This window comes from Flavobacterium oreochromis, from assembly GCF_019565455.1.
Taxonomy (GTDB): domain Bacteria; phylum Bacteroidota; class Bacteroidia; order Flavobacteriales; family Flavobacteriaceae; genus Flavobacterium; species Flavobacterium oreochromis.
This window is the reverse complement of record NZ_CP067377.1, coordinates 576,009-602,975: the sequence shown is the minus strand read 5'-3', so window position 1 is coordinate 602,975 and position 26,967 is coordinate 576,009. Positions and strand designations below refer to the sequence as shown.

Annotated in this window: 17 protein-coding genes and 2 pseudogenes; 13 read left to right on the top strand and 6 right to left on the bottom strand. The window is 32.0% G+C overall.

Translation table 11 applies throughout. From position 1 onward, the window contains the following. Positions 1–19: 19 nt before the first annotated feature. The 5 genes and pseudogenes from sov (at position 20) to remB (ending at position 10,781) form a co-directional block, all read left to right on the top strand. Positions 20–7,071, top strand: a pseudogene (gene sov / locus JJC03_RS02915) (T9SS outer membrane translocon Sov/SprA). A 67-nt stretch (positions 7,072–7,138) separates the two neighbouring features. After that, positions 7,139–7,519 (top strand): glycine cleavage system protein GcvH, encoded by a 381-nt coding sequence (gcvH, locus tag JJC03_RS02910; RefSeq protein ID WP_088400502.1) that lies wholly within the window; start codon positions 7,139–7,141, stop codon positions 7,517–7,519. Between the two features lie 16 nt (positions 7,520–7,535). Further along, complete coding sequence (locus JJC03_RS02905) at positions 7,536–7,946, top strand: VanZ family protein (RefSeq protein ID WP_235873955.1); 411 nt, start codon at positions 7,536–7,538, stop codon at positions 7,944–7,946. After that, the gene (gene deoC, locus JJC03_RS02900) at positions 7,936–8,679 is read left to right on the top strand and encodes a deoxyribose-phosphate aldolase (protein WP_088400498.1); all 744 of its coding nucleotides are present in this window, start codon (positions 7,936–7,938) and stop codon (positions 8,677–8,679) included. Before JJC03_RS02905 ends, deoC begins: the two co-directional genes overlap by 11 nt. Before the next feature lie 11 nt (positions 8,680–8,690). After that, positions 8,691–10,781, top strand: a complete 2,091-nt coding sequence (remB, locus tag JJC03_RS02895; protein ID WP_103714459.1) for a gliding motility outer membrane protein RemB — start codon at positions 8,691–8,693, stop codon at positions 10,779–10,781. Between the two features lie 297 nt (positions 10,782–11,078). Here remB and JJC03_RS02890 read toward each other — a convergent pair whose 3' ends face one another. From JJC03_RS02890 to JJC03_RS02870, 5 genes are all read right to left on the bottom strand, one after another. Next, on the bottom strand, positions 11,079–13,034 hold the full coding sequence (locus JJC03_RS02890; RefSeq protein WP_088445493.1) for an OmpA family protein: 1,956 nt from the start codon (positions 13,032–13,034) through the stop codon (positions 11,079–11,081). Positions 13,035–13,044: 10 nt separating this feature from the next. Further along, positions 13,045–13,959 carry a PorP/SprF family type IX secretion system membrane protein gene (locus tag JJC03_RS02885; RefSeq protein ID WP_088401289.1) on the bottom strand — a complete coding sequence of 305 codons (915 nt, stop codon included), beginning with the start codon at positions 13,957–13,959 and terminating at the stop codon, positions 13,045–13,047. 54 nt (positions 13,960–14,013) lie between these two features. After that, the gene (locus JJC03_RS02880) at positions 14,014–14,439 is read right to left on the bottom strand and encodes a T9SS type B sorting domain-containing protein (protein WP_258932113.1); all 426 of its coding nucleotides are present in this window, start codon (positions 14,437–14,439) and stop codon (positions 14,014–14,016) included. Positions 14,440–14,557: 118 nt separating this feature from the next. After that, on the bottom strand, positions 14,558–18,412 hold the full coding sequence (locus JJC03_RS02875) for a beta strand repeat-containing protein (RefSeq protein ID WP_235873954.1): 3,855 nt from the start codon (positions 18,410–18,412) through the stop codon (positions 14,558–14,560). After that, entirely contained in the window at positions 18,394–20,103 is a 1,710-nt protein-coding gene (locus tag JJC03_RS02870; RefSeq protein ID WP_235873953.1) for a GEVED domain-containing protein, read from the bottom strand. Before JJC03_RS02870 ends, JJC03_RS02875 begins: the two co-directional genes overlap by 19 nt. Before the next feature lie 191 nt (positions 20,104–20,294). Here JJC03_RS02870 and cyoE point away from each other — a divergent pair. The 8 genes and pseudogenes from cyoE to JJC03_RS02830 all read left to right on the top strand — a co-directional run bounded on the left by cyoE (position 20,295) and on the right by JJC03_RS02830 (position 25,448). Next, positions 20,295–21,199, top strand: a pseudogene (gene cyoE, locus JJC03_RS02865) (heme o synthase). Then, the gene (locus tag JJC03_RS02860) at positions 21,199–21,780 is read left to right on the top strand and encodes a cytochrome c oxidase subunit 3 (protein ID WP_088398817.1); all 582 of its coding nucleotides are present in this window, start codon (positions 21,199–21,201) and stop codon (positions 21,778–21,780) included. The pseudogene cyoE and the gene JJC03_RS02860 overlap by 1 nt, the downstream one beginning before the upstream one ends. A gap of 43 nt (positions 21,781–21,823) precedes the next feature. Continuing rightward, positions 21,824–22,801 (top strand): cytochrome c oxidase subunit 3, encoded by a 978-nt coding sequence (locus JJC03_RS02855; protein WP_088445380.1) that lies wholly within the window; start codon positions 21,824–21,826, stop codon positions 22,799–22,801. Between the two features lie 19 nt (positions 22,802–22,820). Further along, positions 22,821–23,171, top strand: coding sequence for a cytochrome C oxidase subunit IV family protein (locus tag JJC03_RS02850; RefSeq protein ID WP_088398816.1), 351 nt, complete (start codon positions 22,821–22,823; stop codon positions 23,169–23,171). Between the two features lie 75 nt (positions 23,172–23,246). Further along, positions 23,247–23,939 (top strand): hypothetical protein, encoded by a 693-nt coding sequence (locus tag JJC03_RS02845; protein ID WP_235873952.1) that lies wholly within the window; start codon positions 23,247–23,249, stop codon positions 23,937–23,939. Positions 23,940–23,941: 2 nt separating this feature from the next. Further along, the gene (locus JJC03_RS02840) at positions 23,942–24,625 is read left to right on the top strand and encodes an SCO family protein (RefSeq protein WP_088445377.1); all 684 of its coding nucleotides are present in this window, start codon (positions 23,942–23,944) and stop codon (positions 24,623–24,625) included. A gap of 51 nt (positions 24,626–24,676) precedes the next feature. Next, positions 24,677–25,216, top strand: coding sequence for a DUF420 domain-containing protein (locus tag JJC03_RS02835; protein ID WP_088445378.1), 540 nt, complete (start codon positions 24,677–24,679; stop codon positions 25,214–25,216). Then, complete coding sequence (locus JJC03_RS02830) at positions 25,206–25,448, top strand: CAMCR motif-containing small membrane protein (RefSeq protein WP_088398812.1); 243 nt, start codon at positions 25,206–25,208, stop codon at positions 25,446–25,448. The genes JJC03_RS02835 and JJC03_RS02830 overlap by 11 nt, the downstream gene beginning before the upstream one ends. A 40-nt stretch (positions 25,449–25,488) precedes the next feature. On the opposite strand, the gene JJC03_RS02825 is transcribed toward JJC03_RS02830, so the two are convergent. Continuing rightward, positions 25,489–26,886: a DUF4403 family protein gene (locus JJC03_RS02825; RefSeq protein ID WP_088398811.1), complete on the bottom strand. Its 1,398-nt coding sequence runs from the start codon at positions 26,884–26,886 to the stop codon at positions 25,489–25,491. Between the last annotated feature and the right edge of the window lie 81 nt (positions 26,887–26,967).

The window sequence follows — 26,967 nt, the reverse complement described above, 5'->3', positions numbered from 1 at the left end:
AGGATATCAAAAAGGTAAAATGGAATTACCAAATCCCCAAAGTATTTTAGAAGCTTATACATATGATCCTGTAACTGATCGATATATTTATACAAAATCATTTGAAGGATTTACAATAGATTATCCAGTAGTATTAACGCCTGAAGAATATCAGAAGTTAATAAAAAAAGAAGCTATACATAAATATTTTAAAGAAAAAGCAGATGCAGTAGCTGGGCAAAAGAAAAATTCAGAAGAAAAGAAGAAAGATTTATTACCTCGTTATTATATCCGATCAGGACTTTTTGAATCTATTTTTGGAAGTAATACAATTGATATTAAACCCACCGGAAGTGTAGAGGTAGATTTAGGAATTCGTTATTCTAAACAAGATAATCCTGCTTTTTCACCCCGAAACAGAAGTAATTTTAATTTTGATTTCGATCAGCGCATTAGTATGAGCTTAATGGGGCAAGTTGGTACTCGTCTTCGCGTAAACGTTAATTACGATACAGAGTCAACTTTTGCTTTTCAAAATCTAATAAAGTTGCAATACACACCTACGGAAGATGATATACTTCAAAAAATTGAGGTAGGAAATGTTAGTATGCCGTTGAGTAATAGTCTGATTAGAGGAGCCCAAAGCTTATTCGGTTTTAAAACAGAATTAAAATTTGGAAGAACTACTTTTACAGGTGTCTTCTCTGAACAAAAATCACAAACTAGAACAGTAACTGCCCAAGGAGGAGGCTTGATACAAGATTTTAGTTTATTTGCTTTAGATTATGATGCTGATCGTCATTTTTTCTTATCACAATTTTTTAGAAATAATTATGATCGCGCATTAGAAACTTATCCCGTAATTAATTCAAGAACACAAATTACCCGTTTAGAAGTTTGGGTTACTAATAGACAAAATAGAATTACTACTGGAGTAGAAGGAAATAATATCCGTAATATAGTAGCTCTTTCAGATTTAGGAGAAGCAGAAAGCAGTAAATTACAAGGAAATGAAATAGTAGGTTTAAATCCAATCCCTGCTGATTTCTTTAAAGTTTCACCTGATACACCTGTAGATAATGCAAATAATGGTTTTAATCCTAAAAAGATAGGAGAGGCAGGTAATTTGTTAAATGATGCTATACGAGATGTTTCTAATGTATCAACAGGTTTTAATGGTTTAAACGTAAAAGAAGGAGTTGATTATTCTAAGCTAGAAAATGCGCGTAAACTGAATTCTAATGAATATACTTATCATCCACAACTCGGATATATTTCATTAAATCAACGTTTGACAAATGACGAAGTATTAGCTGTTGCTTATCAATATACAGAAGGAAATAAAGTGTATCAAGTAGGAGAATTTGGGAATGATGGCGTTACTTCATCAACAACAGGAACTAATGATATACCTATTACAAAAGCTTTGGTTTTAAAGCTATTAAAGCCTAATTTAAATAATATAGATAAACCCATTTGGAACCTGATGATGAAAAATATTTATCAAATCCCAGGTGCTTATCAGTTAGAAAAATCAGATTTTAAATTTAATATACTATATACAGATCCTTCACCTGTAAATTATATTACATTAGGAACCCCTTTACCTTTAAGAGGCGATTTTTCTAATGTTCCTTTACTTAAAGTATTTGATTTAGATAAATTAGATTTTTATAATGATCCTAAAGGAGGTGATGGCTTTTTTGATTTTTTACCAGGATTAACAATAGATACTCAAAATGGACGCGTTATATTTACTAAAGTAGAACCTTTTGGAAAATCATTATTTGAAAAATTAGTTTCAAATAATGTTGCTGAAAATTATAATGATGAAAATTCTTATAATTCAAATCAAAAGAAATACGTTTATACTAGTTTATATAAAAAAACACAGGCTGCTGCTTTACAGAATAGTGAGAAAAATAAATTTCAATTAAAAGGTAAATTTAAGTCTACAGGAGGAGATGGTATTTCTTTAGGAGCGGTTAATGTTCCTAGAGGTTCTGTTGTTGTAACAGCTGGTGGAAGAGTTTTACAAGAAGGTGTAGACTATACCGTAAATTACCAAGCGGGACGTGTTCAAATTTTAGATCCCTCATTACAAGCTTCAGGTACACCAATTCAGGTTTCCGTTGAAAATAATTCTATGTTTGGTCAACAAACTAGACGTTATATGGGATTTAATATTGAACATAAAATTTCCGATAAGTTTCAAATAAATGGAACTTTAATTAATATGTCTGAACGTCCTTTTACTCAAAAAACAAATTATGGACAAGAATCTGTGAATAATACTATGTTTGGTATTAATGGTAATTTTTCTACAGAAGTACCATTTTTTACTAGATTAGTTAATAAACTTCCTAATATTGATACGGACGTGCCTTCTAATTTCTCTTTTAGAGGAGAATTAGCTTATTTGATGCCTGGGACATCTAAAATAGATCGTTTTAATGGAGAGTCAACAGTCTATGTAGATGATTTTGAAGGATCACAATCAACTATTGATATGAGAGCTCCTCAGTCATGGAGTTTAGCTAGTATTCCAGATGAATTTCAAGATAAAACAAGTGCTAGTGATTTAAGTTACGGATTTAATAGAGCTAAATTATCTTGGTATAGTATTGACCCTATATTTTACACAAATCAAAGACCTTCGGGAATAACAGATAATGATGTAGCTAAGTATAATACAAGAAGAATTTATATGGATGAGCTGTATCCGCAAACCAGTATCGCCATAGGAGATTCAAGAGTTGTAAATACTTTGGATTTAACTTATTATCCTAAAGAAAGGGGCCCTTATAATTTTAACCCAGCTGCATTAAATAATGAAATGCCAAATCCTACAAAATCTTTTGCGGGTATTATGCGTCCTATTACAACTACTAATTTTGAACAAGCTAATGTTGAATATGTTCAGTTTTGGTTACTTGACCCATATTATGAAAATATTAATGGTGTTTCTCCAGCTAATACAGGGAAAATTTCAATTCATTTAGGAGAAGTGTCAGAGGATATTTTGAAAGATGGTAAAAAAATGTACGAAAATGGATTACCAGGATTAGGTTCAGTTCAAAAAACAATACCTTCTAAGTGGGGTAAAGTCCCAGCTAATCAATCTCTTATTTATACTTTTGATGCAGATAATAATAATAGAACCTTGCAAGATGTAGGACTCAATGGGTTAAGCGATGTAGAAGAACGAGTACAGTTCCCTAATTTTGCAAATCAAGAAGACCCTGCTATGGATAATTATCAGTATTACTTAAATACTTCAGGAGGAATTGTTGATCGATATAAAAAATACAACGGAACAGAAAAAAACTCACCTGTAGATGTTACAGATACTAATAGAGGAAACTCTACAATTCCAGATGTTGAAGATATTAATAGAGATAATACTATGAATACAGTTGAAGGGTATTATAAATTTGAAATTGATGTAAAACCAAATGCTAAATCGGGTGATAAATACGTAGTGAGTGAACGTATTGTAAAGGATGTAGATTTTGGAAATGGAGAAAAAAAGAATGCACGTTGGATACAGTATAAAATTCCAATTTCAGAAGGAATCCCTGTTGGGGGAATATCAGATACCCGCTCTATCCGATTTATGCGTATGTTGGTTAATGGTTTTGATGATCAAATTACCTTACGTTTTGGAGCTTTAGACTTAGTTAGAGGAGAATGGAGACGCTATACAGGTCAATTAACAAGCGTTGTTGGTTCAAATACTAATTTTGAGGTGCAAAGCATTAATATAGAGGAAAATGCTCAACGACTACCAATTCCTTATGTTTTGCCTCCTAATGTACAACGAGAGCAAATTAATAACAATAATACAATTGTTAAACAAAATGAGCAATCCCTAGTTTTACGTGTAGGTTCTGCAAATGATGAATCTAAAGGTTTAGTAGACGGTGAGTCAAAAGCTGTATTCAAAAATGTGAGTGTTGATATGCGTCAATACAATCGTATAAAGATGTTTTTGCATGCAGAATCTTTAGTTGAAAATGATTTAAAAGATAAAACCTTAAGTGCATTTCTTCGTTTTGGAAATGATTTTACTAATAATTTTTATGAAATTGAAGTACCATTAAAAGTAACTCCCTTCCGACAAGGTGCAGCAGATGTTGTTTGGCCTGCAGAAAACGAAATTAACTTGGCACTTTCTGCTTTAGGTAAGCTAAAATTAGAAAGTTTTAAGGCAGATCCTCAATTTATAGATTCTGAAGATAAATCGTATGTTAGAGAAGCAGTTGTGTATGATAGTGGTGCAACAATAGGCATGAAGATTCGAGTAAAAGGAAATCCTAATATAGGATATGTTCGTACGCTGATGGTGGGATTAAAAAATCCTAAAGATATTGATAAAAAACAATTACGAGGAGAAGTTTGGTTTAATGAATTGCGTTTAGCCGAAATGGATCAGTCAGGAGGAATGGCAGCTGTTGCAAGCTTAGATACAAATATGGCTGATTTTTTAACCCTTTCTGCTACAGGTCGTATGGGGACTATTGGTTTTGGTTCTATTGAACAAAAGCCAAATGAGAGAAGTCGAGAGGATATGTGGCAATATGATCTTGTAACAAATGTTAGTTTGGGTAAATTATTACCTAAAAAATGGGGTGTTAATTTACCATTTAATTATGCGGTAGGAGAACAGACTATTACACCAGAATACGATCCGTTATATCAAGACTTAAAATTAAAAGATGTTTTAGCAGTAGCTCAAACAGAACAAGAAAAAGACGCTATCAGAAAAAGAGCCGAAAATTTTACTAAAAGAAAAAGTATTAATTTTATTGGTGTAAAAAAGAACGTTCACCAGAGCAAAAACCCCATATTTATGATGTTGAAAATCTAACACTTTCGTATTCTTATAACGAAATGAGACATCGTGATTTTGAAGTTCAAAATGTTTTAGATCAACAAATACGTACAAGTGCTGATTATGCCTATACCTTTAAAGCAAAAACAATTGAGCCCTTTAAGCAAACATCTTTTATGAAAAAAAGTGCTTATTGGAAATTATTGAGTGATTTAAATTTTAATTTATTACCATCTAATATTAACTTTAGTTCATCTATATTACGTCAATTTAATAAGCAAGAATTTCGTCAAGTTGATCAAAGCATAGTAGCAGGCGTTGAACCACTATACCGTAGAAACTATTTATTTAATTATAATTATGGATTTAATTTTAATCTTACACGTTCATTAAAAATAAATTATACAGCTACTACAGGTAACATTATAAGGAACAATAATATTATTAGTCAAAATAATGCAGATTTTCAAAAACCAGAGTATACTGTCTGGGATGATTTTTGGAATATTGGAGAACCTAATCAACATAATCAACAAATTACAGCTAATTATACTTTACCTATAGAAAAAATTCCTGTTTTTTCTTTTATTAAATCAGATTATACCTATACAGGGAATTATTCTTGGAATAGAGGTTCAGATGCAATGAGAAATTTTTATCCAGATAAATTAGCTAATCCAAACTTAGTTTACGATCTAGGTAATACTATTCAAAATGCAAATACGCATAAATTAAATACAAGCTTTTCAATGACTAATTTCTATAAATATATAGGATTAGTTAAGTTTTCAGAAAGAAGCAAACAACCAGTTAAGCCAGTTGTACCTGTAACAGCACCTAAACCTGGAGAAAAAATAGTTGCAAAACCAAAAGAAAAAATAGCAAAACAAAATATTTTTTTAGATGGACTAATAGGAGTTGTTACTGCTATTAAAAATATACAAGTAAATTATTCAGAGACTAATGGTACTTCATTACCCGGATATTTACCAACCATAGGGTTTTTAGGTTCTTCCAGACCTTCATTAGGTTTTGTTTTCGGAATGCAAGACGAAGTGCGTTTTGAAGCAGCTAAAAATGGTTGGCTAACAAATTATGATAAGTTTAATCAGAATTTTACTAAAGTAAATACTAAACAATTACAAGCAAATGCTAAATTAGAACCATTTGCTGATTTAACTATTGATTTAGTGGCGGATCGTACTATTTCTAATAATTATACCGAACAATATACAGTTACAGATGGGAATTATAATTCATTATCTCCTTATTATACAGGTAATTATTCAATTAGTACATTAATGATAGGTACAGCTTTTGCTGCAAGTGATGAAAATGGTTCTAAGGCTTTTGACGCATTTCGAAATAGTAGAAGAGAAATTGCAGAACGCTTAGCTCAACAACGTGTTTCTTATGATCCGCTATATGATCCTTCTAAACTTGATTCTGATGGATTCCCTAAAGGATACGGTAAAAATAGTCAACAAGTGTTATTACCTGCATTTCTAGCAGCCTATACTTCAGATTTTAGAAATTCATCAAACGTTCCTTTAAGTTTTAATAGAATATTTCCATTGCCTAATTGGAATATTAAATATACTGGTTTGATGCGTTATAAATTTTTTAAAGACCGTTTTAGAAGTTTTAGTATACAACATGCTTATAAGTCTGCTTATACCTTAAATTCATATCGTTCAAATCTTGAATATGATAAAAATCCTAATGGAGTTGATGTGTCTGGAAATTATTATAGTTCTACTCTTATTGGTAATGTAAATTTAACAGAACAGTTTAGTCCATTATTGCGATTAGATATTCAAATGAAAAACTCACTGAAATTTATAGGAGAGGTGAAAAAAGACCGAACATTATCTTTGAGCTTTGATAATAATTTAGTTACAGAGTTAAAAGGGCAAGAATATATATTTGGTATAGGATATCGTATTAAAGATGTAGCCATCCGTTCACGATTAGCGGATAATAATACAGGTATCGTGAAAAGTGATATTAATTTACGTGGAGATATTTCGTTTAGAAATAATAAAACGATCGTAAGAAATATAGATTATAATAACAATCAATTAGGAGGAGGACAGAATATTATAACAGCTAAGATTTCTGGAGATTATAAATTTTCCTCTAATCTGACCACCTTGTTTTATTTTGATTATAATTTTAATAGAGCGGTCATTTCTACTTCTTTCCCTATTACAAATATTAGAGCAGGTTTTACTTTGCGTTATACATTGGGGAATTAATTTTTGAAAATATGATTTTGATATTATTTTAATAATTATACTTTTGTATTATAAATAATAAAAAACAATGAACATACCAACTAATTTAAAGTACACTAAAGATCACGAATGGGTGAGTGTTGAAGGAGATATCGCTACAGTAGGAATTACAGATTTTGCTCAAAAAGAGCTTGGAGATATCGTATATGTAGAAGTTGACACTTTAGATCAAACACTTGCTAAAGATGAAGTTTTTGGAACAGTAGAGGCAGTAAAAACAGTTTCTGATTTGTTTTTACCATTATCTGGAGAAATCGTTGAATTCAATGAAGAATTAGAATCTAATCCTGAGTTAGTAAATTCAGATCCTTATGGAGCTGCTTGGATGATTAAAGTGAAAATTTCAGATGTTTCCGAAATAGAAGGATTATTGTCAAGTGAAGATTATAAAAATCTTATTGGAGCCTAAAAGAAAATTTATTTGGTTGGCTTTATGTTGGACTTCTTTAATTCTTTTTTTAAGTTTTAAAGCACCAACATTAAATCCTAAATATACTTTTCCAAATGAAGACAAGGTAGTGCATTTTGTATTCTACTTTGTCTTTGTTTTTTTATGGATGAAGTATATAGTACTAACACAATGTTTGAGTTTAAAGAAAATGACGTTTTTAATAACGTTTGTAGCTATAGTATTCAGTATCTTAGTTGAGATAGGACAAGAATTCTTGACAACTAATCGCTTTGCTGAAATTAAAGATGTTATAGCAAACAGTTTAGGAGCTATAACATCCGCTATCCTCTTCTATCGTTTTTTAAAAAATAAAATGATTAAAAGCAGTTTGTGCTTAATTAAGATTTTTTATTTTTATCGCAAAATAAAAAAATATGAATGTTAGAGAATATTTAGATTCTACCTACTTAAAAAAGGCAGAACAAGCAGGAGTTTCAGACGAAGAAAATACAAATAAAGTTGTTGAAACTATTCAAGAAGCTATAAAAGAACATTTTAAACTAGTAATGATCCGTCCAGAGTATGTAAGTACAGCTCGAAAAATGATTGATGAACAAAATTCAGAGGTACTAATAGGAACCGTTATTGATTTTCCTTTTGGAACAGCTTCAATAGCTTCAAAAATTGAAGAAGCTAAGATAGCAATTCAAAATGGAGTTGATGAATTAGATTATGTTATAAATTATGAAGCCTTTAAAAAAGGTGAAGTAGAATTAATAAGACAAGAAGCTATTCAATGTACTCAGTTAGGACTTTCAAATAATAAAGTAGTTAAATTTATTATTGAAGTAGCTGCTTTGACAGATGAACATATCACCCAAATTTCGAGTTTAATACGAAATACTATTGTTGAAAATTTTAATGAATCTGATTTTCATAAAATTTTTGTAAAATCTTCTACAGGTTTTTATCCTACTGTTGATGGAAAGCCAAATGGGGCAACAGTTCATACCATAAAATTAATGTTAGCAAGCTCATCTCCTCTTCCCGTAAAAGCAGCTGGTGGAGTTCGTAATATTGAAGAGGCAAATATAATGATTGATTTAGGGGTAGAACGAATAGGAACTTCCGCAGCTAAGGCAATAGTTGATGGACTATCTACAACAGGTGTTTATTAATAAGTTTACGAATGAGAATTTTATTTGCTCTTTTATTTGTAATTACTTCTAGTTTAGCACAAGAAATTAAACGCGAGAAATTTCCTGTGTTTTCTGAATGTGCGCAGAGTTCTGAAGCAGAACTAGAAAAATGTTTTCATTTTCAATTAGAAGATTTTATATATAAAAATTTTAAAATGCCTTCACAATTAGCAACGGATACCTCTTCAGGTAAGGTAATTACACTATTTGAAGTTGATGCTGAAGGTCATTTTAAAATAATTTATGTAGACGCTTTATATCCTGAATTAATTACAGAAACTAAAAGAGTTTTTAATTCTTTACCTACCATAGAACCTGCTACTTATAATGGTAGTCCAACCTATTCTAAGTATACCTTTACCATGGTTTACCCTTTTTTAAATAATAAATCTTTAGAAAAAAAGGAAGAAAATAAAATAGTTGCTAATATCTCTAAAGAGATTTCACCAGAATTAGAAAATGTAGAAAAGGAATATCAAAGGTTTAATAATCCACAGTTTAAAAGTTATTTAAACATTCCATTTTCACATAGCTATTATGCTAATTTTGATCGTTATATGAATCAAATGGGAACTAATAGTCATACAGCATCTAAGCCTTTTAGTTATAAAGAAGTTGGAAAGTATTATGATTTCGAGCGAGCAAATCAGAAGCTTTTGATAAATAAAAAAAGCTGGTGGGGACGTAAACTATTTAATGAAAATCTAGTTGCTATACAAGGAAAAGATTACTGGTTTACATTAAATCCAATTTGGGATTTACGTTTAGGTAAAACATCACCTGAAAAATCAGGTTATACTTATAATAATACCCGTGCTATACAACTACAAGGAGCTATAGGTGAAAATTGGACTTTTACTTCTTCTATTTTTGAAAGCCAAGGCTTTTTTGCAGATTATTATAATCGTTTAGCTATTTCTCAAAAATCATCAGGAGGCAATCCAGCTATAATTCCAGGAATAGGAATTGCAAAAGAATTTAAAGGAAATCAATTTGATTTTCCTTCCGCAGATGCTATTATTACTTACACTTCTTCAGATCATTTGAATGTACAATTAGGTTACAGTCGAAATTTTATTGGTGATGGTTATCGTTCTTTATTAGAGGGTGATGCCGCTAGTCCATATCCATTTGTAAAAATTAATACCAGTTTTTGGAAAATTAAGTATACCAATACCTACATGTGGTTAAAGGATGTTCGTCCAGAAGTTACCGCTGAAAAAACCTATGCTACAAAATATATGGCAAATCATTATTTAAGTTGGAATGCTTCTAAACGATTAAATATTGGTTTTTTTGAATCCGTTGTTTGGTCTAATACAAACAATAGAGGGTTTGATGTGAATTTTGTAAATCCTATTATATTTTACCGTTCTGTAGAATTTGCTTCTTCCTCAAAAAGTGGTAATGCAGCAATAGGCTTAACAGCTAAATATAAATGGACAAATTGTTTTAATACATATGGGCAATTATTAATTGATGAATTTGCTGTAAGTGATGTTTTTGGAGGTGAAAATAGTTGGCGTAATAAAATGGCATATCAATTAGGAGGTAAATATTATAACGCTTTTGGAGTAACCAATTTATCTTTGCAAGCTGAGATTAATATCGTACGTCCTTATGTTTATTCTCATAGCGAAGTAATTACTAATTATGGACATAATAATCAAAGTATGGGGCATAACTGGGGATCAAATCTAAATGAGTTAGTTGCTATTGCTCGTTACACACGAGGACGTTTGTTTGCAGAAGCAAAGCTTAACTATGGTATACGTGGTTTAGATTTTGATTCTCTAACTGATAAGAAAAATTATGGCTCTAATATTTATAAAGATTATGATTTAGATCGTTCTGGAGATAAAGGTGTTGTTGTTGGTCAAGGTAATAAAACGAAAGTAGCAATAGCAGACTTAAATGTTGGGTTTTTAGTTAATCCAAGTACAAATTTAAAACTATTTGCTAATTTTATATATCGTTCATTTAAGCCTGCTGTAAATACGCCTCAAATTTATAACGAAAATACAACTTGGATATCTTTAGGATTACGTTCTGATGTATTTAATTGGTACTTTGATTATTAAAAAGATTTAAATAATATAATATTATTTATGTTTAAATTATAACTCTATTTTCGAATTAAAACAATTATTCTTGATTTTTTAAATATTATATTGTAAGCTTAGATTGTTTAAAAATAAAGAGGCTGTCCCAAAAGTGAAAAATCCATATCTCTGTCACTTCAACTGAAAGAGGAGTTGGGCTAATTAATAGTACTTGCTTTGCCTATTTATGTGAGTCCTCAAGTCTCACTTTGGTTGAAATGAAAAGATTGCAGACTTTTAGGACATTCTCTTGTTTTCTATTAAACAAAAATTTTATTACATTTTTACGATAATAAACTCGCTTCTTCTGTTAGCTTGATGTTGTTCTTCTGTACAAGAAGATTCGTTTGTAGGTTCGCAAGCACAGTTGTTTACTAACTGTGATTCTCCATAACCACGTCCTGTTAAACGATCTTTGGCTATGCCATTTTTAACTAACCAAGCCATTGTTTCTTTTGCTCTACGATCAGAAAGTTTAGCATTATATGCTGCTGTTTGACGACAATCTGTATGGGATCTAACATCTACTTTCATCGTTGGATATTGTTTCATTACTTCTAATATTTTTGCTAGCTCTACTGCTGCATCAGAACGAATAAATGATTTATCTAAATCAAAATAAATGATTTTAATATCAAATATTTTTGCTAGATCTGAACCTTCTTTTATTACTCGTACTTTTTTAGCTGTATCTATTGGCAAGTTGGTTTTTCCTGTTTTGTTTGGAATATCAACTGATTTTTCTTTTGTTTCATATTCGTCTTTCTCTGCTCTTACGTAATATTTTTTACCAGCAGGTACTTTCTTGAAATCATAAAGGCCTTTTTCATCTGCTAAAACTTTTCCAATTTCATTAAATTTATCATCATACAAGGTTACGGTAGCTCCTGGAATTATTTCTCCTGTTTCTGAATTTGTAACTATTCCTGCTAACTCATGTTGAATCTCTAAATTTAAAGGGGATTTTTCTATGAAGCTATAAATATCATCTAGACCTTTTCCTCCTGTACGATTTGAAGAGAAGAATCCTTTTCCTTTTTCGTCTATAATAAAAGCAAAGTCATCCATAGGACCATTTATTGGGGATCCAATGTTTACTAAATTAGATGCCATTCCTTTTTCATCTAATTGTGTAGCATAAATATCTAGGCCTCCTAGTCCTTGTTGACCATCAGTTGAATAATATAATACTCCTTTTTCTGTTATAAAAGGAAATGTTTCTCTTGATTCTGTATTAATTCCACTTCCTAAATTAACAGGGGTTCCATAACTATTTTCTCCTAAAATAGCTACTTTGAACAAATCTGATTGTCCATAAGTCCCTGGCATATTGGATGCAAAATACAGAGTCTTTTCATCTGGTGATAATGCTGGATGGGCTACGCTATATTGATCGCTATTAAAAGGTAATTCAACTACATTTACCCATTCTCCTTTGGAGTTTAAGTTCGCACGATATATTTTTAAGTTTACTACTTTGTTATCGTCTTTTCCTACTTTGCCTTCATTAAAATTATTACGGGTAAAGTAAACCGTCTTTAAATCTTTGGTAAAAACGGGTGAATCTTCATGGTATTTTGAGTTGATTGCTTTTGAGAAACGTACTGCTTTGAGTAGATCATCTGCTGTTTCATTTTTATCAGCAATATATAAATTGGTAAATGAATTCCCTGTCCATTTTGCTCGGGTTTTAAAAAGACCTATAGAGTCTCGGGTTGAAGCAAATAAAACTTTATCTCCATAAAATGCTGTCCCATAATCTGAAGACTTTCCATTAACACTTACTGCTTTTATCTCAAAACGTCCTGAATTCTTTGCTATAATATTTTTATAATCTTTTTGATTGTTAAAGATATTAGCTCGTGTATCTTTTGATGTTAATTGATAAAATCTATTCATATACTCATCTGCTTTTTTATAATCTTCTAATGATTTTAGCGTTTGAGCATAACGATAATAGTATTCTGCTTCTATTGTTTCACCTAAGGCGAATAATTCAGTATACCATTTATTAGCTTCTATGAATTTAGCATTGTAATAATATGAATCACCTAAACGTTGAAATAACTCTTTTGATTTATATCCTTTTTGAGCTACTTTTAAGTAGGTATCAATTGCATCGACGTATGCTAAACCATTATAGTGATTACCTGCTTTTATGATCTTTCTCTCTTGTGCATATCCATTATGCAAAGACAATCCTAATACGGTAAATAAAATTATTTTTTTCATAATAATAGTTTTAGAAGAAACGTGGGGCTACCACTTTTTCTACACGTTTAAACAATTCATAACGTAAAAATATTTCATGAGAACCAGAATTAAAGTTCCCTAATCGGGTAACATCACGATCATAGGCATATCCTATTAACCAAGAATCGTTAATCTGAAATCCTGCCATAGCACTCCATGCTGCACTCCAACGATAGGCTGCTCCCAATGAAAATTTTTCATTAAACCAAAAATTACCTGACAAATCAACTTGTAAAGGGGCTCCATTTACGTATTTTATCATAGTGGATGGCTTAAATTGTACTTCGCTGCTTAAACGAAATACGTGTCCTGCTATTAAATGCGGGTGCATACGCTCACTTGCTACGTATTGAACATCATTGTCATAATATTTTTGTTCTAAGATAAACGGTATAGATAAACCTACATAGCTCTTATCACTATACCAAAATGCTCCAGCTCCTATATTAGGAAAAAAGCGATTATCTACATTTTGTCTTAACAAACCATCTGTTACGTTATGAATCTTGGTTTTATTAAAATCAACACTGAAAAAATTTGCTGTCCCTTTTAACCCAAAAGACAATTTAGATCTCTCTGAGGTATCAATATTATAGCTTAAGTCTACTGATATTGCATTTTCATCTGAAGGTCCTATTTTATCGTTTATAACACTTACTCCTAATCCCATTTTATTATTAAGACCTAAAGGGGTACTTAGTGCAACTGTATTTGTCTGCGGTGCGCCTTCTAAACCTACCCATTGTGAACGGTGCATTACTAATGCACTAAAACAACCTCGGGTACCTGCATAACCAGGATTTACATTAGCAGTGTTATACATATATTGGGTGTACTGTGCTTCTTGTTGAGCAAAACCAGATCCACTTATTAAAAGTAGTAAATATATAATTCTCTTTTTCATATGATACTCTTTTTTAAACATCCTCCGCCTTTACAACGGAGGAATGTTAATTCTCTATCTATTGATATATAAATAACCTGCTTTTTCTTTGGTTACCCCTTCTGCATTAACATATTTGAACATATAATAATACGTCCCTTCTGGTAATTGCTCTAACTGATTAATCGTAACTCTTCCTGTAGATATTCCTCGGAATGCACGGTCATTATTGTTATAACCAATTGCCTCATAAACTAATACTCCCCAACGGTTATAAACCTCTACAGTATTATTAGGAAACTTATCTATACCATCTATCAAGAAAATATCATTATAACCATCTCCATTGGGAGTCATATGGTTATAAATTACAATCTCATCTCCTTTCTCTGGCTCAACTTGTATTGTTACTGTTGCTTTATCACATATGTTTTGAAAAGGATTAAGCATACAAATCGTATATCCTATACTGTATTCACCTGAAGGTGTCCCAGGAGGCACTATTACATATCCATTAGCATTGATATACGGTACTGATTGTCCAGACCAAATTGGAACAGTTAAAGTTACGTTATTTAATGCCGCTTGTGCTCCATTGGCTAAATCAATACCATTACCGTTATTTGAAAAAAATAGACCCTACTATCCCTCCTATACTTCCATTTGTAGTCACAAAAGTGTCATTTTGAGCATTGATACTTGGAGAAATAACTAGTATATTAGAATTAACGTTGCTACAGTTTGTTGGATTATTAATCTCACAAATGGTGTAATTAACGGTGTAAGTTCCCGAAGGAGTATTGGCTGGTATGCTAACTGTTCCGTCTGGATTTACTATTAGTCCTGATCCTGTAGGTACTGTAGAAGCTGTTATTTTTACATTGCCTGGTGCTGTACCTATGGTAACATTTACTCCATTTAATGTATCATTTGCTGTTAATGGTGCAGTAGTTCCTCCTGCAAGGCCGTTAATAGGAGCTGTTGTTTCGGTTACCGCTATAATAGTTGGATTGCTAACTAGTATATTAGAATTAACGTTGCTACAGTTTGTTGGATTATTAATCTCACAAATGGTGTAATTAACGGTGTAAGTTCCTGAAGGAGTATTGGCTGGTATGCTAACTGTTCCGTCTGGATTTACTATTAGTCCTGATCCTGTAGGTACTGTAGAAGCTGTTATTTTTACATTGCCTGGTGCTGTACCTATGGTAACATTTACTCCATTTAATGTATCATTTGCTGTTAATGGTGCAGTAGTTCCTCCTGCAAGGCCGTTAATAGGAGCTGTTGTTTCGGTTACCGCTATAATAGTTGGATTGCTAACTAGTATATTAGAATTAACGTTGCTACAGTTTGTTGGATTATTAATCTCACAAATGGTGTAATTAACGGTGTAAGTTCCTGAAGGAGTATTGGCTGGTATGCTAACTGTTCCGTCTGGATTTACTATTAGTCCTGATCCTGTAGGTACTGTAGAAGCTGTTATTTTTACATTGCCTGGTGCTGTACCTATGGTAACATTTACTCCATTTAATGTATCATTTGCTGTTAATGGTGCAGTAGTTCCTCCTGCAAGGCCGTTAATAGGAGCTGTTGTTTCGGTTACCGCTATAATAGTTGGATTGCTAACTAGTATATTAGAATTAACGTTGCTACAGTTTGTTGGATTATTAATCTCACAAATGGTGTAATTAATGGTGTAAGTTCCTGAAGGAGTATTGGCTGGTATGCTAACTGTTCCGTCTGGATTTACTATTAGTCCTGATCCTGTAGGTACTGTAGAAGCTGTTATTTTTACATTGCCTGGTGCTGTACCTATGGTAACATTTACTCCATTTAATGTATCATTTGCTGTTAATGGTGCAGTAGTTCCTCCTGCAAGGCCGTTAATAGGAGCTGTTGTTTCGGTTACCGCTATAATAGTTGGATTGCTAACTAGTATATTAGAATTAACGTTGCTACAGTTTGTTGGATTATTAATCTCACAAATGGTGTAATTAACGGTGTAAGTTCCTGAAGGAGTATTGGCTGGTATGCTAACTGTTCCGTCTGGATTTACTATTAGTCCTGATCCTGTAGGTACTGTAGAAGCTGTTATTTTTACATTGCCTGGTGCTGTACCTATGGTAACATTTACTCCATTTAATGTATCATTTGCTGTTAATGGTGCAGTAGTTCCTCCTGCAAGGCCGTTAATAGGAGCTGTTGTTTCGGTTACCGCTATAATAGTTGGATTGCTAACTAGTATATTAGAATTAACGTTGCTACAGTTTGTTGGATTATTAATCTCACAAATGGTGTAATTAACGGTGTAAGTTCCTGAAGGAGTATTGGCTGGTATGCTAACTGTTCCGTCTGGATTTACTATTAGTCCTGATCCTGTAGGTACTGTAGAAGCTGTTATTTTTACATTGCCTGGTGCTGTACCTATGGTAACATTTACTCCATTTAATGTATCATTTGCTGTTAATGGTGCAGTAGTTCCTCCTGCAAGGCCGTTAATAGGAGCTGTTGTTTCGGTTACCGCTATAATAGTTGGATTGCTAACTAGTATATTAGAATTAACGTTGCTACAGTTTGTTGGATTATTAATCTCACAAATGGTGTAATTAACGGTGTAAGTTCCTGAAGGAGTATTGGCTGGTATGCTAACTGTTCCGTCTGGATTTACTATTAGTCCTGATCCTGTAGGTACTGTAGAAGCTGTTATTTTTACATTGCCTGGTGCTGTACCTATGGTAACATTTACTCCATTTAATGTATCATTTGCTGTTAATGGTGCAGTAGTTCCTCCTGCAAGGCCGTTAATAGGAGCTGTTGTTTCGGTTACCGCTATAATAGTTGGATTGCTAACTAGTATATTAGAATTAACGTTGCTACAGTTTGTTGGATTATTAATCTCACAAATGGTGTAATTAATGGTGTAAGTTCCTGAAGGAGTATTGGCTGGTATGCTAACTGTTCCGTCTGGATTTACTATTAGTCCTGATCCTGTAGGTACTGTAGAAGCTGTTATTTTTACATTGCCTGGTGCTGTACCTATGGTAACATTTACTCCATTTAATGTATCATTTGCTGTTAATGGTGCAGTAGTTCCTCCTGCAAGGCCGTTAATAGGAGCTGTTGTTTCGGTTACCGCTATAATAGTTGGATTGCTAACTAGTATATTAGAATTAACGTTGCTACAGTTTGTTGGATTATTAATCTCACAAATGGTGTAATTAACGGTGTAAGTTCCTGAAGGAGTATTGGCTGGTATGCTAACTGTTCCGTCTGGATTTACTATTAGTCCTGATCCTGTAGGTACTGTAGAAGCTGTTATTTTTACATTGCCTGGTGCTGTACCTATGGTAACATTTACTCCATTTAATGTATCATTTGCTGTTAATGGTGCAGTAGTTCCTCCTGCAAGGCCGTTAATAGGAGCTGTTGTTTCGGTTACCGCTATAATAGTTGGATTGCTAACTAGTATATTAGAATTAACGTTGCTACAGTTTGTTGGATTATTAATCTCACAAATGGTGTAATTAACGGTGTAAGTTCCTGAAGGAGTATTGGCTGGTATGCTAACTGTTCCGTCTGGATTTACTATTAGTCCTGATCCTGTAGGTACTGTAGAAGCTGTTATTTTTACATTGCCTGGTGCTGTACCTATGGTAACATTTACTCCATTTAATGTATCATTTGCTGTTAATGGTGCAGTAGTTCCTCCTGCAAGGCCGTTAATAGGAGCTGTTGTTTCGGTTACCGCTATAATAGTTGGATTGCTAACTAGTATATTAGAATTAACGTTGCTACAGTTTGTTGGATTATTAATCTCACAAATGGTGTAATTAATGGTGTAAGTTCCTGAAGGAGTATTGGCTGGTATGCTAACTGTTCCGTCTGGATTTACTATTAGTCCTGATCCTGTAGGTACTGTAGAAGCTGTTATTTTTACATTGCCTGGTGCTGTACCTATGGTAACATTTACTCCATTTAATGTATCATTTGCTGTTAATGGTGCAGTAGTTCCTCCTGCAAGGCCGTTAATAGGAGCTGTTGTTTCGGTTACCGCTATAATAGTTGGATTGCTAACTAGTATATTAGAATTAACGTTGCTACAGTTTGTTGGATTATTAATCTCACAAATGGTGTAATTAACGGTGTAAGTTCCTGAAGGAGTATTGGCTGGTATGCTAACTGTTCCGTCTGGATTTACTATTAGTCCTGATCCTGTAGGTACTGTAGAAGCTGTTATTTTTACATTGCCTGGTGCTGTACCTATGGTAACATTTACTCCATTTAATGTATCATTTGCTGTTAATGGTGCAGTAGTTCCTCCTGCAAGGCCGTTAATAGGAGCTGTTGTTTCGGTTACGGCACATATAGAATTGTTTATAGTTATATTTATTGATTGAATAGAAGAACACCCCGCAGCATTAGTAACCACAAAACTATAATTAGTATTAGGATTTAGAGCCGTAAAAACCACATTTGTTCCCGTTCCCGATATAGAATTCCCCCAGGCGAAGCCGTTACAGTCCAAGTACCCGAGGCAGGCAAACCACTTAATGCCACACTTCCCGTACCCATGGCACAACTAGGTTGTGTAATAGCACCTATAATTGGAGCTGTAGGTAGAGGGTTTACTATTACATTTGTTGAGTCAGATATACTACAACCTCCTGGCGTAGTAACAGTCAAGGTATAAATACCATTATGATTAGTATTACTGTTCGTTATTACTGGATTTTGTTGATTGGATGTAAATCCATTTGGTCCTGTCCAATTGTAATTAAGCATTCCAGAGATAGCCGAAAAATTTATTGTAGAGCCTACGCAACTATTAAGAGGATTGGTTGTTAAAGTTGTTTTATAGATATTTATCCAATGATCTTCTACCTCTCCATCAGCAGCAAATCCAGAAGGAGGTAGGTTTTGAGTTGTGGATAGTCTTAGTCTAGCATAATAACTATTACCTGAAGTTAAACCATTTATTGAATTTAGGGGAATGCTCATATTTCCATTTGTTCCTGAAGGTACTGAAATGCTAGCATTTTCATTGTTATCAAAAAGACCATTAGAATTGGCATCTATCCATAAATTTAAATAAGCTAGATTACCAGTAGTATTTTTTACAAATATTGTTCCACTACAAGTAGACCAATTAATATCTTGTATTCCATCTTCATCATCAATTCCAGTGATGTCATCTGTATTAGGGTCGTTGCCTGTTGCTACAGGATTATATGCGCTTTCTACATCTATGTTATTTCCAAGTGTTAAATTAGGACTTATAAAAGATCCCTTTTGTATGTCTAATATATTGGTAGTTGTTGTTAAAGTGTTTTGACTGGGAGAGATAAAAGTTCCACCTTGTATCGAGTTATTTACGATATGAGTAGCTTTTCCATATGAATTTGGGGCATCTGAAAAATCAAGGTCTTCTAAAAATCCTATACCAAAGTGTTGTCCTCCACCTCCTTTTACTTGAGCATCTATATAAGGAACATCTTCGGCAATTAGTAAGGCATCACCTCTACTATCTCCAGAGCCAGGGTTTGTCACTTTTATAGTTTTTCCTGAGTTTGAGACATCTAATCTTATAGATGTATTAGCCCAGTTGTTATTTTTAACGTATTTATCCATGTATCTTACAGTTCCTGAAGGTACTGTGAGTTGATAATATTCATTTGTGCTTGCTAGAGTTTCTGTTCCTCCAATGACAAAAGCTGCTACATTACCTGATATGCCATTAGGATAATTGGCTGTGATGGTAATTCTAAAAGTTGAAGTGCAGGCATTGCAGCCATTATTTATACCTACAATATTACCTGCTCCCGTATTACCACCGATATTACCATATCCGTCAGGAAAATTATTTCCAGAATAATCGTAAGACTTACTAGATTTAGGAGTGCCTGTAACATTTGATATTGTGGCTTGGTAAATAACTCCAGCAGGAGAAGTGAAAGTTTTTGTGACACCATTAACAATTAAGTCGCCAGCAACCCCATCTTTATTTAGATCCCAATTTAACCAAAATATCCGATCTTTATAAAGTCCGCTACCAGTAGTCGCTTTATCAGCATCTGGAACTTGTGCAAATGCTATACTATTAAAAAAGCAACTTAAAAATAATAGTATTAAGTGTGTTTGTCTTTGAAAATTTGGGGTTTTCATTTTTTTGGTTTTTTAATTATAAAGTTAATAGTTTTTTTTGTATAACTATTGTGAAGAGGAGTTTTTGTGCTTCTTATACATTAATAATAAGGTAATTACACCCTTGTTTAAGTTTTTAAATTAAAAATAAATTAGATTTTTATACTTTTAAACTAAAGTGTATCTTTGTCGCAATTTTTAAAATTTTTACTTTGAGTACTACTCATAAAACATTTTTGTTGTTAAGGACTTTTTTAATTGATTTCAAAGAGATAACAAAAGCAGGTTTGGCTGTTAGTGTTGTTTTTTCTTCCGTGGCTGGTTTTATGCTAGGAGTAAACGAAATTAACCAAGATACAATCATTACTCTTTTTATGTTAGCAATAGGAGGGTACTGTATGGTTGGAGCATCTAATGCGTATAATCAAATTATTGAGAAGGATTTAGATGCGTTGATGGATCGTACAAAAAACAGACCTATTCCATCGGGAAGGATGACTGTTAATAAGGCTTTTTTTATAGCTACCATTCTAGCTGTTTTAGGAGTTGTGATTCTATATAATATTAATGAAAAATCAGCCATGTTTGGTGCGATTTCAATTTTTTTATATACGAGTATATACACCCCTATGAAAACAAAAACTCCTCTCTCTGTTTTTGTAGGTGCTTTTCCAGGAGCAATTCCTTTTATGTTAGGGTGGGTTGCTGCTACTAATCATTTTGGTATTGAAGCAGGGACTTTATTTTTAATTCAGTTTTTTTGGCAGTTTCCTCATTTTTGGTCTATAGGTTGGTTCTTGTTTGATGATTATAAGAAAGGTGGTTTTTTTATGTTGCCAACAGGAAATCGTGATAAATCAACGGCTATGCAAACTATATTATATACAATTTGGTTGGTTGTAGCTTCTATTTTGCCTAGTTTTGGTTATACTGGGCAGTTGTATTTGTCTGGTTTTTCAGCGTTATTAGTTTTAGTAATGGGGGGTGGATGTTATTATATGCGGTAAAATTATATCAACAACAAACCGTAAAAGCAGCCAAGAGTTTAATGTTAGTGAGTGTAACCTATATCTCATTATTACAAATAGTATATGTTTTAGATAAATTTTTAAGATAATGGAAGTTATTACTATAGAAGAAGAAAAACAAAAACAAGTTCGTTCATACAAGTTGATCCTGTTATTTGGGATGTTAAGTATGTTTATGATGTTTGCAGGACTTACAAGTGCTTATTTGGTAAGTGCTTCTCGTAAAGATTGGGTACATGATATGATTTTACCTCCTGCCTTTATGGTTAGTACTGTTGTAATTATTTTAAGTAGTATAACAATTCATTTGGCTAAATTAGCTATACGCAAAGATAATCGTTCTAGAACTTCTTTCTATTTAGGTTTAACATTAGTTTTAGGGTTAGTGTTTGTCTTTTCACAATTTGTTGGGTTTAGTCAAATTATTGCAATGGGGTATTATTTTACAGGAAGTGAAAGTACAGTAACCACTTCATTCTTGTATATGTTGACTTTGTTGCACTTAGCTCACCTTTTTGCAGGTGTAATTTCATTATTAATTATAATTTATAATCATTATAAACAAAAGTATAATTCTACTCAAACCGCTGGAATAGAGCTTGGTGCGATGTTTTGGCACTTTTTAGATTTTCTTTGGGTATATTTGTTTCTGTTTTTATATTTCGTATAAAAAATAAAAAATGTAAATTTGACAACTTTTTAAAATGAATTCTATGGCAACGACAGTTACTACGAGTACTGAAGGTAAAGTTTGGGGCGGCGGAAACGAGCCTATGAAAGCAAGCTATGGTAAAATGATGATGTGGTTCTTCATCGTTTCAGATGCTTTAACTTTCTCTGGATTCCTTGCTTCTTACGGTTTTTCAAGATTTAAATTTATTGAAACTTGGCCTTTGGCCGATGAAGTGTTTACTCACTTCCCATTCATGCATGGAGTACCTGCTCCAATGTATTATGTAGCATTGATGACTTTTATCTTAATTTTTTCATCTGTAACGATGGTGTTAGCCGTTGATGCAGGTCACCAAATGAAAAAAGATAAAGTAGCAATCTATATGTTCCTTACCATTATTGGAGGTTTAATCTTCGTTGGTTCTCAGGCGTGGGAATGGAAGAACTTTATCAAAGGTGAGTATGGTGCGATAGAAACTAAAGGGGGATCAATTTTACAATTTGTTGATAAAAATGGTAAGCGTGTGGCTCTACATGATTTTGCTGCTAATTTACCAGAAGAAAGAATGCAACACACGCGCAATCAAGGTTTATGGTTTGTAGATGAACCTGCATTACCTTCTGTATCTGTTGCAGAAGTGGTAGAAGGTTTTAAGGCAAATCCTGATTTGTTAATCCGTTCTGAAAAAGTAAACCCAGAAACTAAACAAAAAATTGTTTTAACTCGTGAAGAATCTTTAAAAAGATTAGAAGGAGCTAAGTCAGTAGTTGAAGGAGCTAACTTAAAGCAAAATGAATATGGTAATAAGCTATTTGCTGACTTCTTTTTCTTTATTACAGGATTCCATGGTTTCCACGTATTTTCAGGTGTGGTTATCAATATTATTATCTTCTTTAATGTATTATTAGGTACTTATCAAAGAAGAGGGAGCTATGAAATGGTTGAAAAAGTAGGTTTATACTGGCACTTTGTAGATTTAGTTTGGGTGTTTGTATTTACATTCTTCTACTTAGTATAATAAAAAAGTAAGATTGATTATGGCACACACACACGAATCGAACGCAGGAAAAATTTGGAAAGTTTTTGGAATACTTTCTCTTATAACAATTATAGAAGTGGTCTTAGGTATTTATAAACCTCATGCACTTTATTTTACAAATCTTTTAGGTACAAATTTACTTAATTGGATCTTCATTATCTTAACAGTAGCTAAAGCATACGGGATTATGTGGTCGTTTATGCACCTTGAAGGAGAAGTTTCTTCTTTACGTTGGTCTATAGTAGCACCATTAGTATTCTTAATCATATATTTAGTTTTTATCTTATTAGTTGAGGCTGATTATGTATTTGAGGTGTTCAAAAATTCAACGATAAAGTGGAATTTTTAACAACATATTAATTCATAAAGAATCCCGATTTACGTCGGGATTTTTTTATTTTTGTACCTCACAAAATTCTTTTTTATGAAGAAAAAAATAATCCTTATAGTATTATTGGTCTTTCCAATTGTCATTTATCTGATTTTTGCTTCAGCTACTCATAATCAGCTGTTTTTGCCTACTATTTCAAAAAATAATCTTGATTTGCCTAAATGGGAATCCTTAGATAAGAAACCTGTAACATTAATCAATAAAATAACTGTTTTAGGTTTTTTAGGTGATGATATTAAAGGAATTCAAGGAAATGTTTTTAATCTTAATCAGAAAATTTATGATAAGTACGTCGGATTTAAAGATTTTCAAGTTGTTTTTTTAGCAGTTGAAGGAACTCAAAATGAAGTTAAAGAATTATTTGATAAATTAGCTGGATTTACAGAAAACATGTCAGCTTATCACGTGGTTTTTGCTTCTAAACCAGCAATTCAAAGCTATTATGATTCATTTAAATTAAGAGGTAAATTGAATAATAATTTTGCTACTTCTGAAGTTCTGATTTTAGATAAAGATATAAACCACAGAGGGCGTATAGGAAAAAATAAAGAAGGGGTAGAAGAATATAGAGAAAGTTATAATACTACTTCAGCTGCTGACTTACATAATGAAATGACAGATGATATAAAAATACTTTTAAGAGAATATCGTCTAGCTTTAAAGAGAAACAAAAATAAAGAGAATTTTCATTTACATGAAAAAAATAATAATACAAGAATTAATTAGGTATGAAGAATAGATCATATATAGGAGTTAGTTTTATTGTTTTAGTTTTCGGAATCATTTTTATTCCTAAGATTATAAAAAGGATTAAAGAAGGAGAAATTGTAAAAGGAGATCGCTTAAGTACTCTAGTTGATCAAGGAGCTGGAAAAAGTGATTTGTTTACAGTAGGACGAGCACCTAAATTTTCTTTAACGAATCAAGAAGGAAAGATAATTACAAATAATACATACAAAGGAAAGGTCTTTGTTTTAGAATTTTTCTTTACTACTTGCCCTACTATTTGCCCTATTATGAATCGTAATATGAAAATAGTACAAGATAGTTTTGCTTCTAATGCTAATTTTGGTATTGCATCTATTACTATTAATCCTGATACAGATACTCAAAAAGTTTTAAAAGATCATTCAGAAAGTTTAAATTTAAAAGGAATGAATTGGCACTTTTTAACAGGTAACCAAGAAAAGATATATGATTTAGCACAAAAAGGATTTAACCTGTATGTAGGAAAAAATAAAAAAGTCAGTGGAGGATTTGAACATTCAGGCATGTTTGCATTAATTGATAAAGAAGGAAATATACGTTGTCGTAAAGATAATTACGGAAATCCTATAGTTTATTACGATGGATTAAAACCAGAAGGAATTAAGCAAATTAAGCAAGATATATCAAAATTATTAGCTGAATAATATGAAATAAATTTAAGAGTAATAACAGTTTCAATTTCAAGAATAAAGAGTATGAAAAATAGTATAGAGAAGAAGTATAATATAGGAATTACGATTTTGTCAGTTGCTATTCCTTTAGTGGTAGCTTTATTGTTTAAAGTTAAATTAAAAGACTTTGGATTTGATGTGAAACCGCTGACTTTCTTACCTTCAATTTATGCAACAATTAATGGTTTGACTGCAATTCTTCTTATTTGGGCTGTCATAGCAATAAAAAAAGGAAATCGAATTTTACATGAACGACTAATAAAATCAGCAATAGCCTGTTCTGTAGCTTTTTTAGGAATGTATGTTGCGTATCATATGACATCTGAAGCTACACCTTATGGAGGTACTGGGATTATGAAAGCGATTTATTTCTTTATTTTAATTACACATGTTGTTTTGTCAATAGGTATTATTCCAATTGTTTTGGTAACATATGTAAGAGCATTAACAGGTAATTTTGATGGACATAAATTAATTGCAAAATGGGCATTTCCTTTATGGTTATATGTTGCAGTAACAGGTGTAATAGTTTATTTAATGATTTCTCCTTACTATGCAAGTTAAAAAACAAAAAATAAAAGTTAAAAACATTCTAATACTTATAGCTTATTGTTTGCTACCTATAGCTTCGCAAGCACAATGCGCTATGTGTCGTGCATCATTAGAGAGTACAGGGAATGTAGAGCAAGCAGAAGCAATAAATGACGGTATTGTATACTTAATGGCAATACCTTACATATTAGTTGGTTTAGCAGGATATTATGTTTATAAACTATATAAAAAAAAGAAAAGTTAGCAATTTTGTTAACTTTTCTTTTTAGGATAATTTACCTCATTTATTGTAAACCATTAACTTCTATTTTTAAGTTGCCTGTTATAGTTAAAAAACCTAAAATAGATTCGTTAGTAAGTTCTACCCTGTCAAAATCTATATGTGTTAATTTTCCATTTATATATACACCTTGCATAGGAGAATAATTGTTTAAATATTGCATTATACTCTTCTTACCTTCTTCTAGGTTAGAAGCAATAGAATATCTACAGTTTGCTTTTAGTTTTTGAATAATAGCACTTTGGAACAGCCAATTAGCAGTTTTGATCAATCTGCTTTTAGTCTCTAAAGCATAATCTAAGTCATCAAAATAAAACTCTTTTTTTTCTGAATCATATTTTGGAAAACCAGCTAAATAAATTCGCCCATTTAAACTCCCTAAGAGATCTAGTGCAATAATCATTTTTCCATGTTTATGCCAAATAGAAACATTTTGGATGCTTATTTTTCGGTTTCCTGAACTGAATTCTTTACCTTTAAAGTTCGCATTTATTAATCTTGAAGCATCATTATAAGTAGATAATGCAACTAGAGAAGCTGTTATTTTATTAGGTAGTTGTTCTGTACTTTTTAAAATGAGTTTATTTTTGTCAAATAAATTTTTAGGTTTTTGGCCAACTAAAGATTCTATTTGGCATTTTAATCCTACATTTAAACTGATCTTGTTCTCTTCTAAGAGAGCTTGGGTTGAATGTATTTCTTGTGGATTAATGCGTAGCCAAGTTTCATAATTTTTATTCATTTCTATCGGTTCACTTGCTTTTTGCATTAGATCAGAAATTTGTTTTTTGAAATCTAGAGATTTAGCAATTGCATCATCCAAGCTTTTTTCTATTTTGTTTTTAAAGTATTTTAATGCAGGATTAATTAAATACGTAATTTTTATATCTTTTCCAGCTATACTAACAGTTGGGCTTTCATTCCAATTAATACTTTCTAGTTGTGTTTGTGTGTTTACTTGCCAATTAGTTAAGTTAACATTACTTAGTAAATTTATAGTGGCATTTAGATTAAATTCTCGTGTATCATACAGGTCAATCCCTAATAAAGAAGTTCCATATTTTACTTTCGCCCAAACTTTTAAAGGAACAATAGTTTGAAGTTTATGATCTTTTTCACTCATTATAACAGGATTGTTTTTCCAAATTTTAACCATGATTTTATCATCGTCTAAATTATTGTCTTCATATATTAAGCCTGTGAGGGCTTTATTCGTTTGGTTTTCTATATCTTTTACCGTAAGTTGAATAGGAAAATTAATATAAGATAAATGAGTAGGGTAATTAATCGGTAAAGCAGTATCAGCCTCTGGTTGCATTAATTCTATTTTTTGAGTGGAGGAACAATTTATTAATGGAATACTAGAAGTTATAATTAAAAAAAAATAGGATAGTTTTTTCATATGATAATGATTTTGTCACAAAAATAAAATTATTTTTAGACAGATTGTAACAAAGAGATTTTTTGAGAGTCTAATCTTATA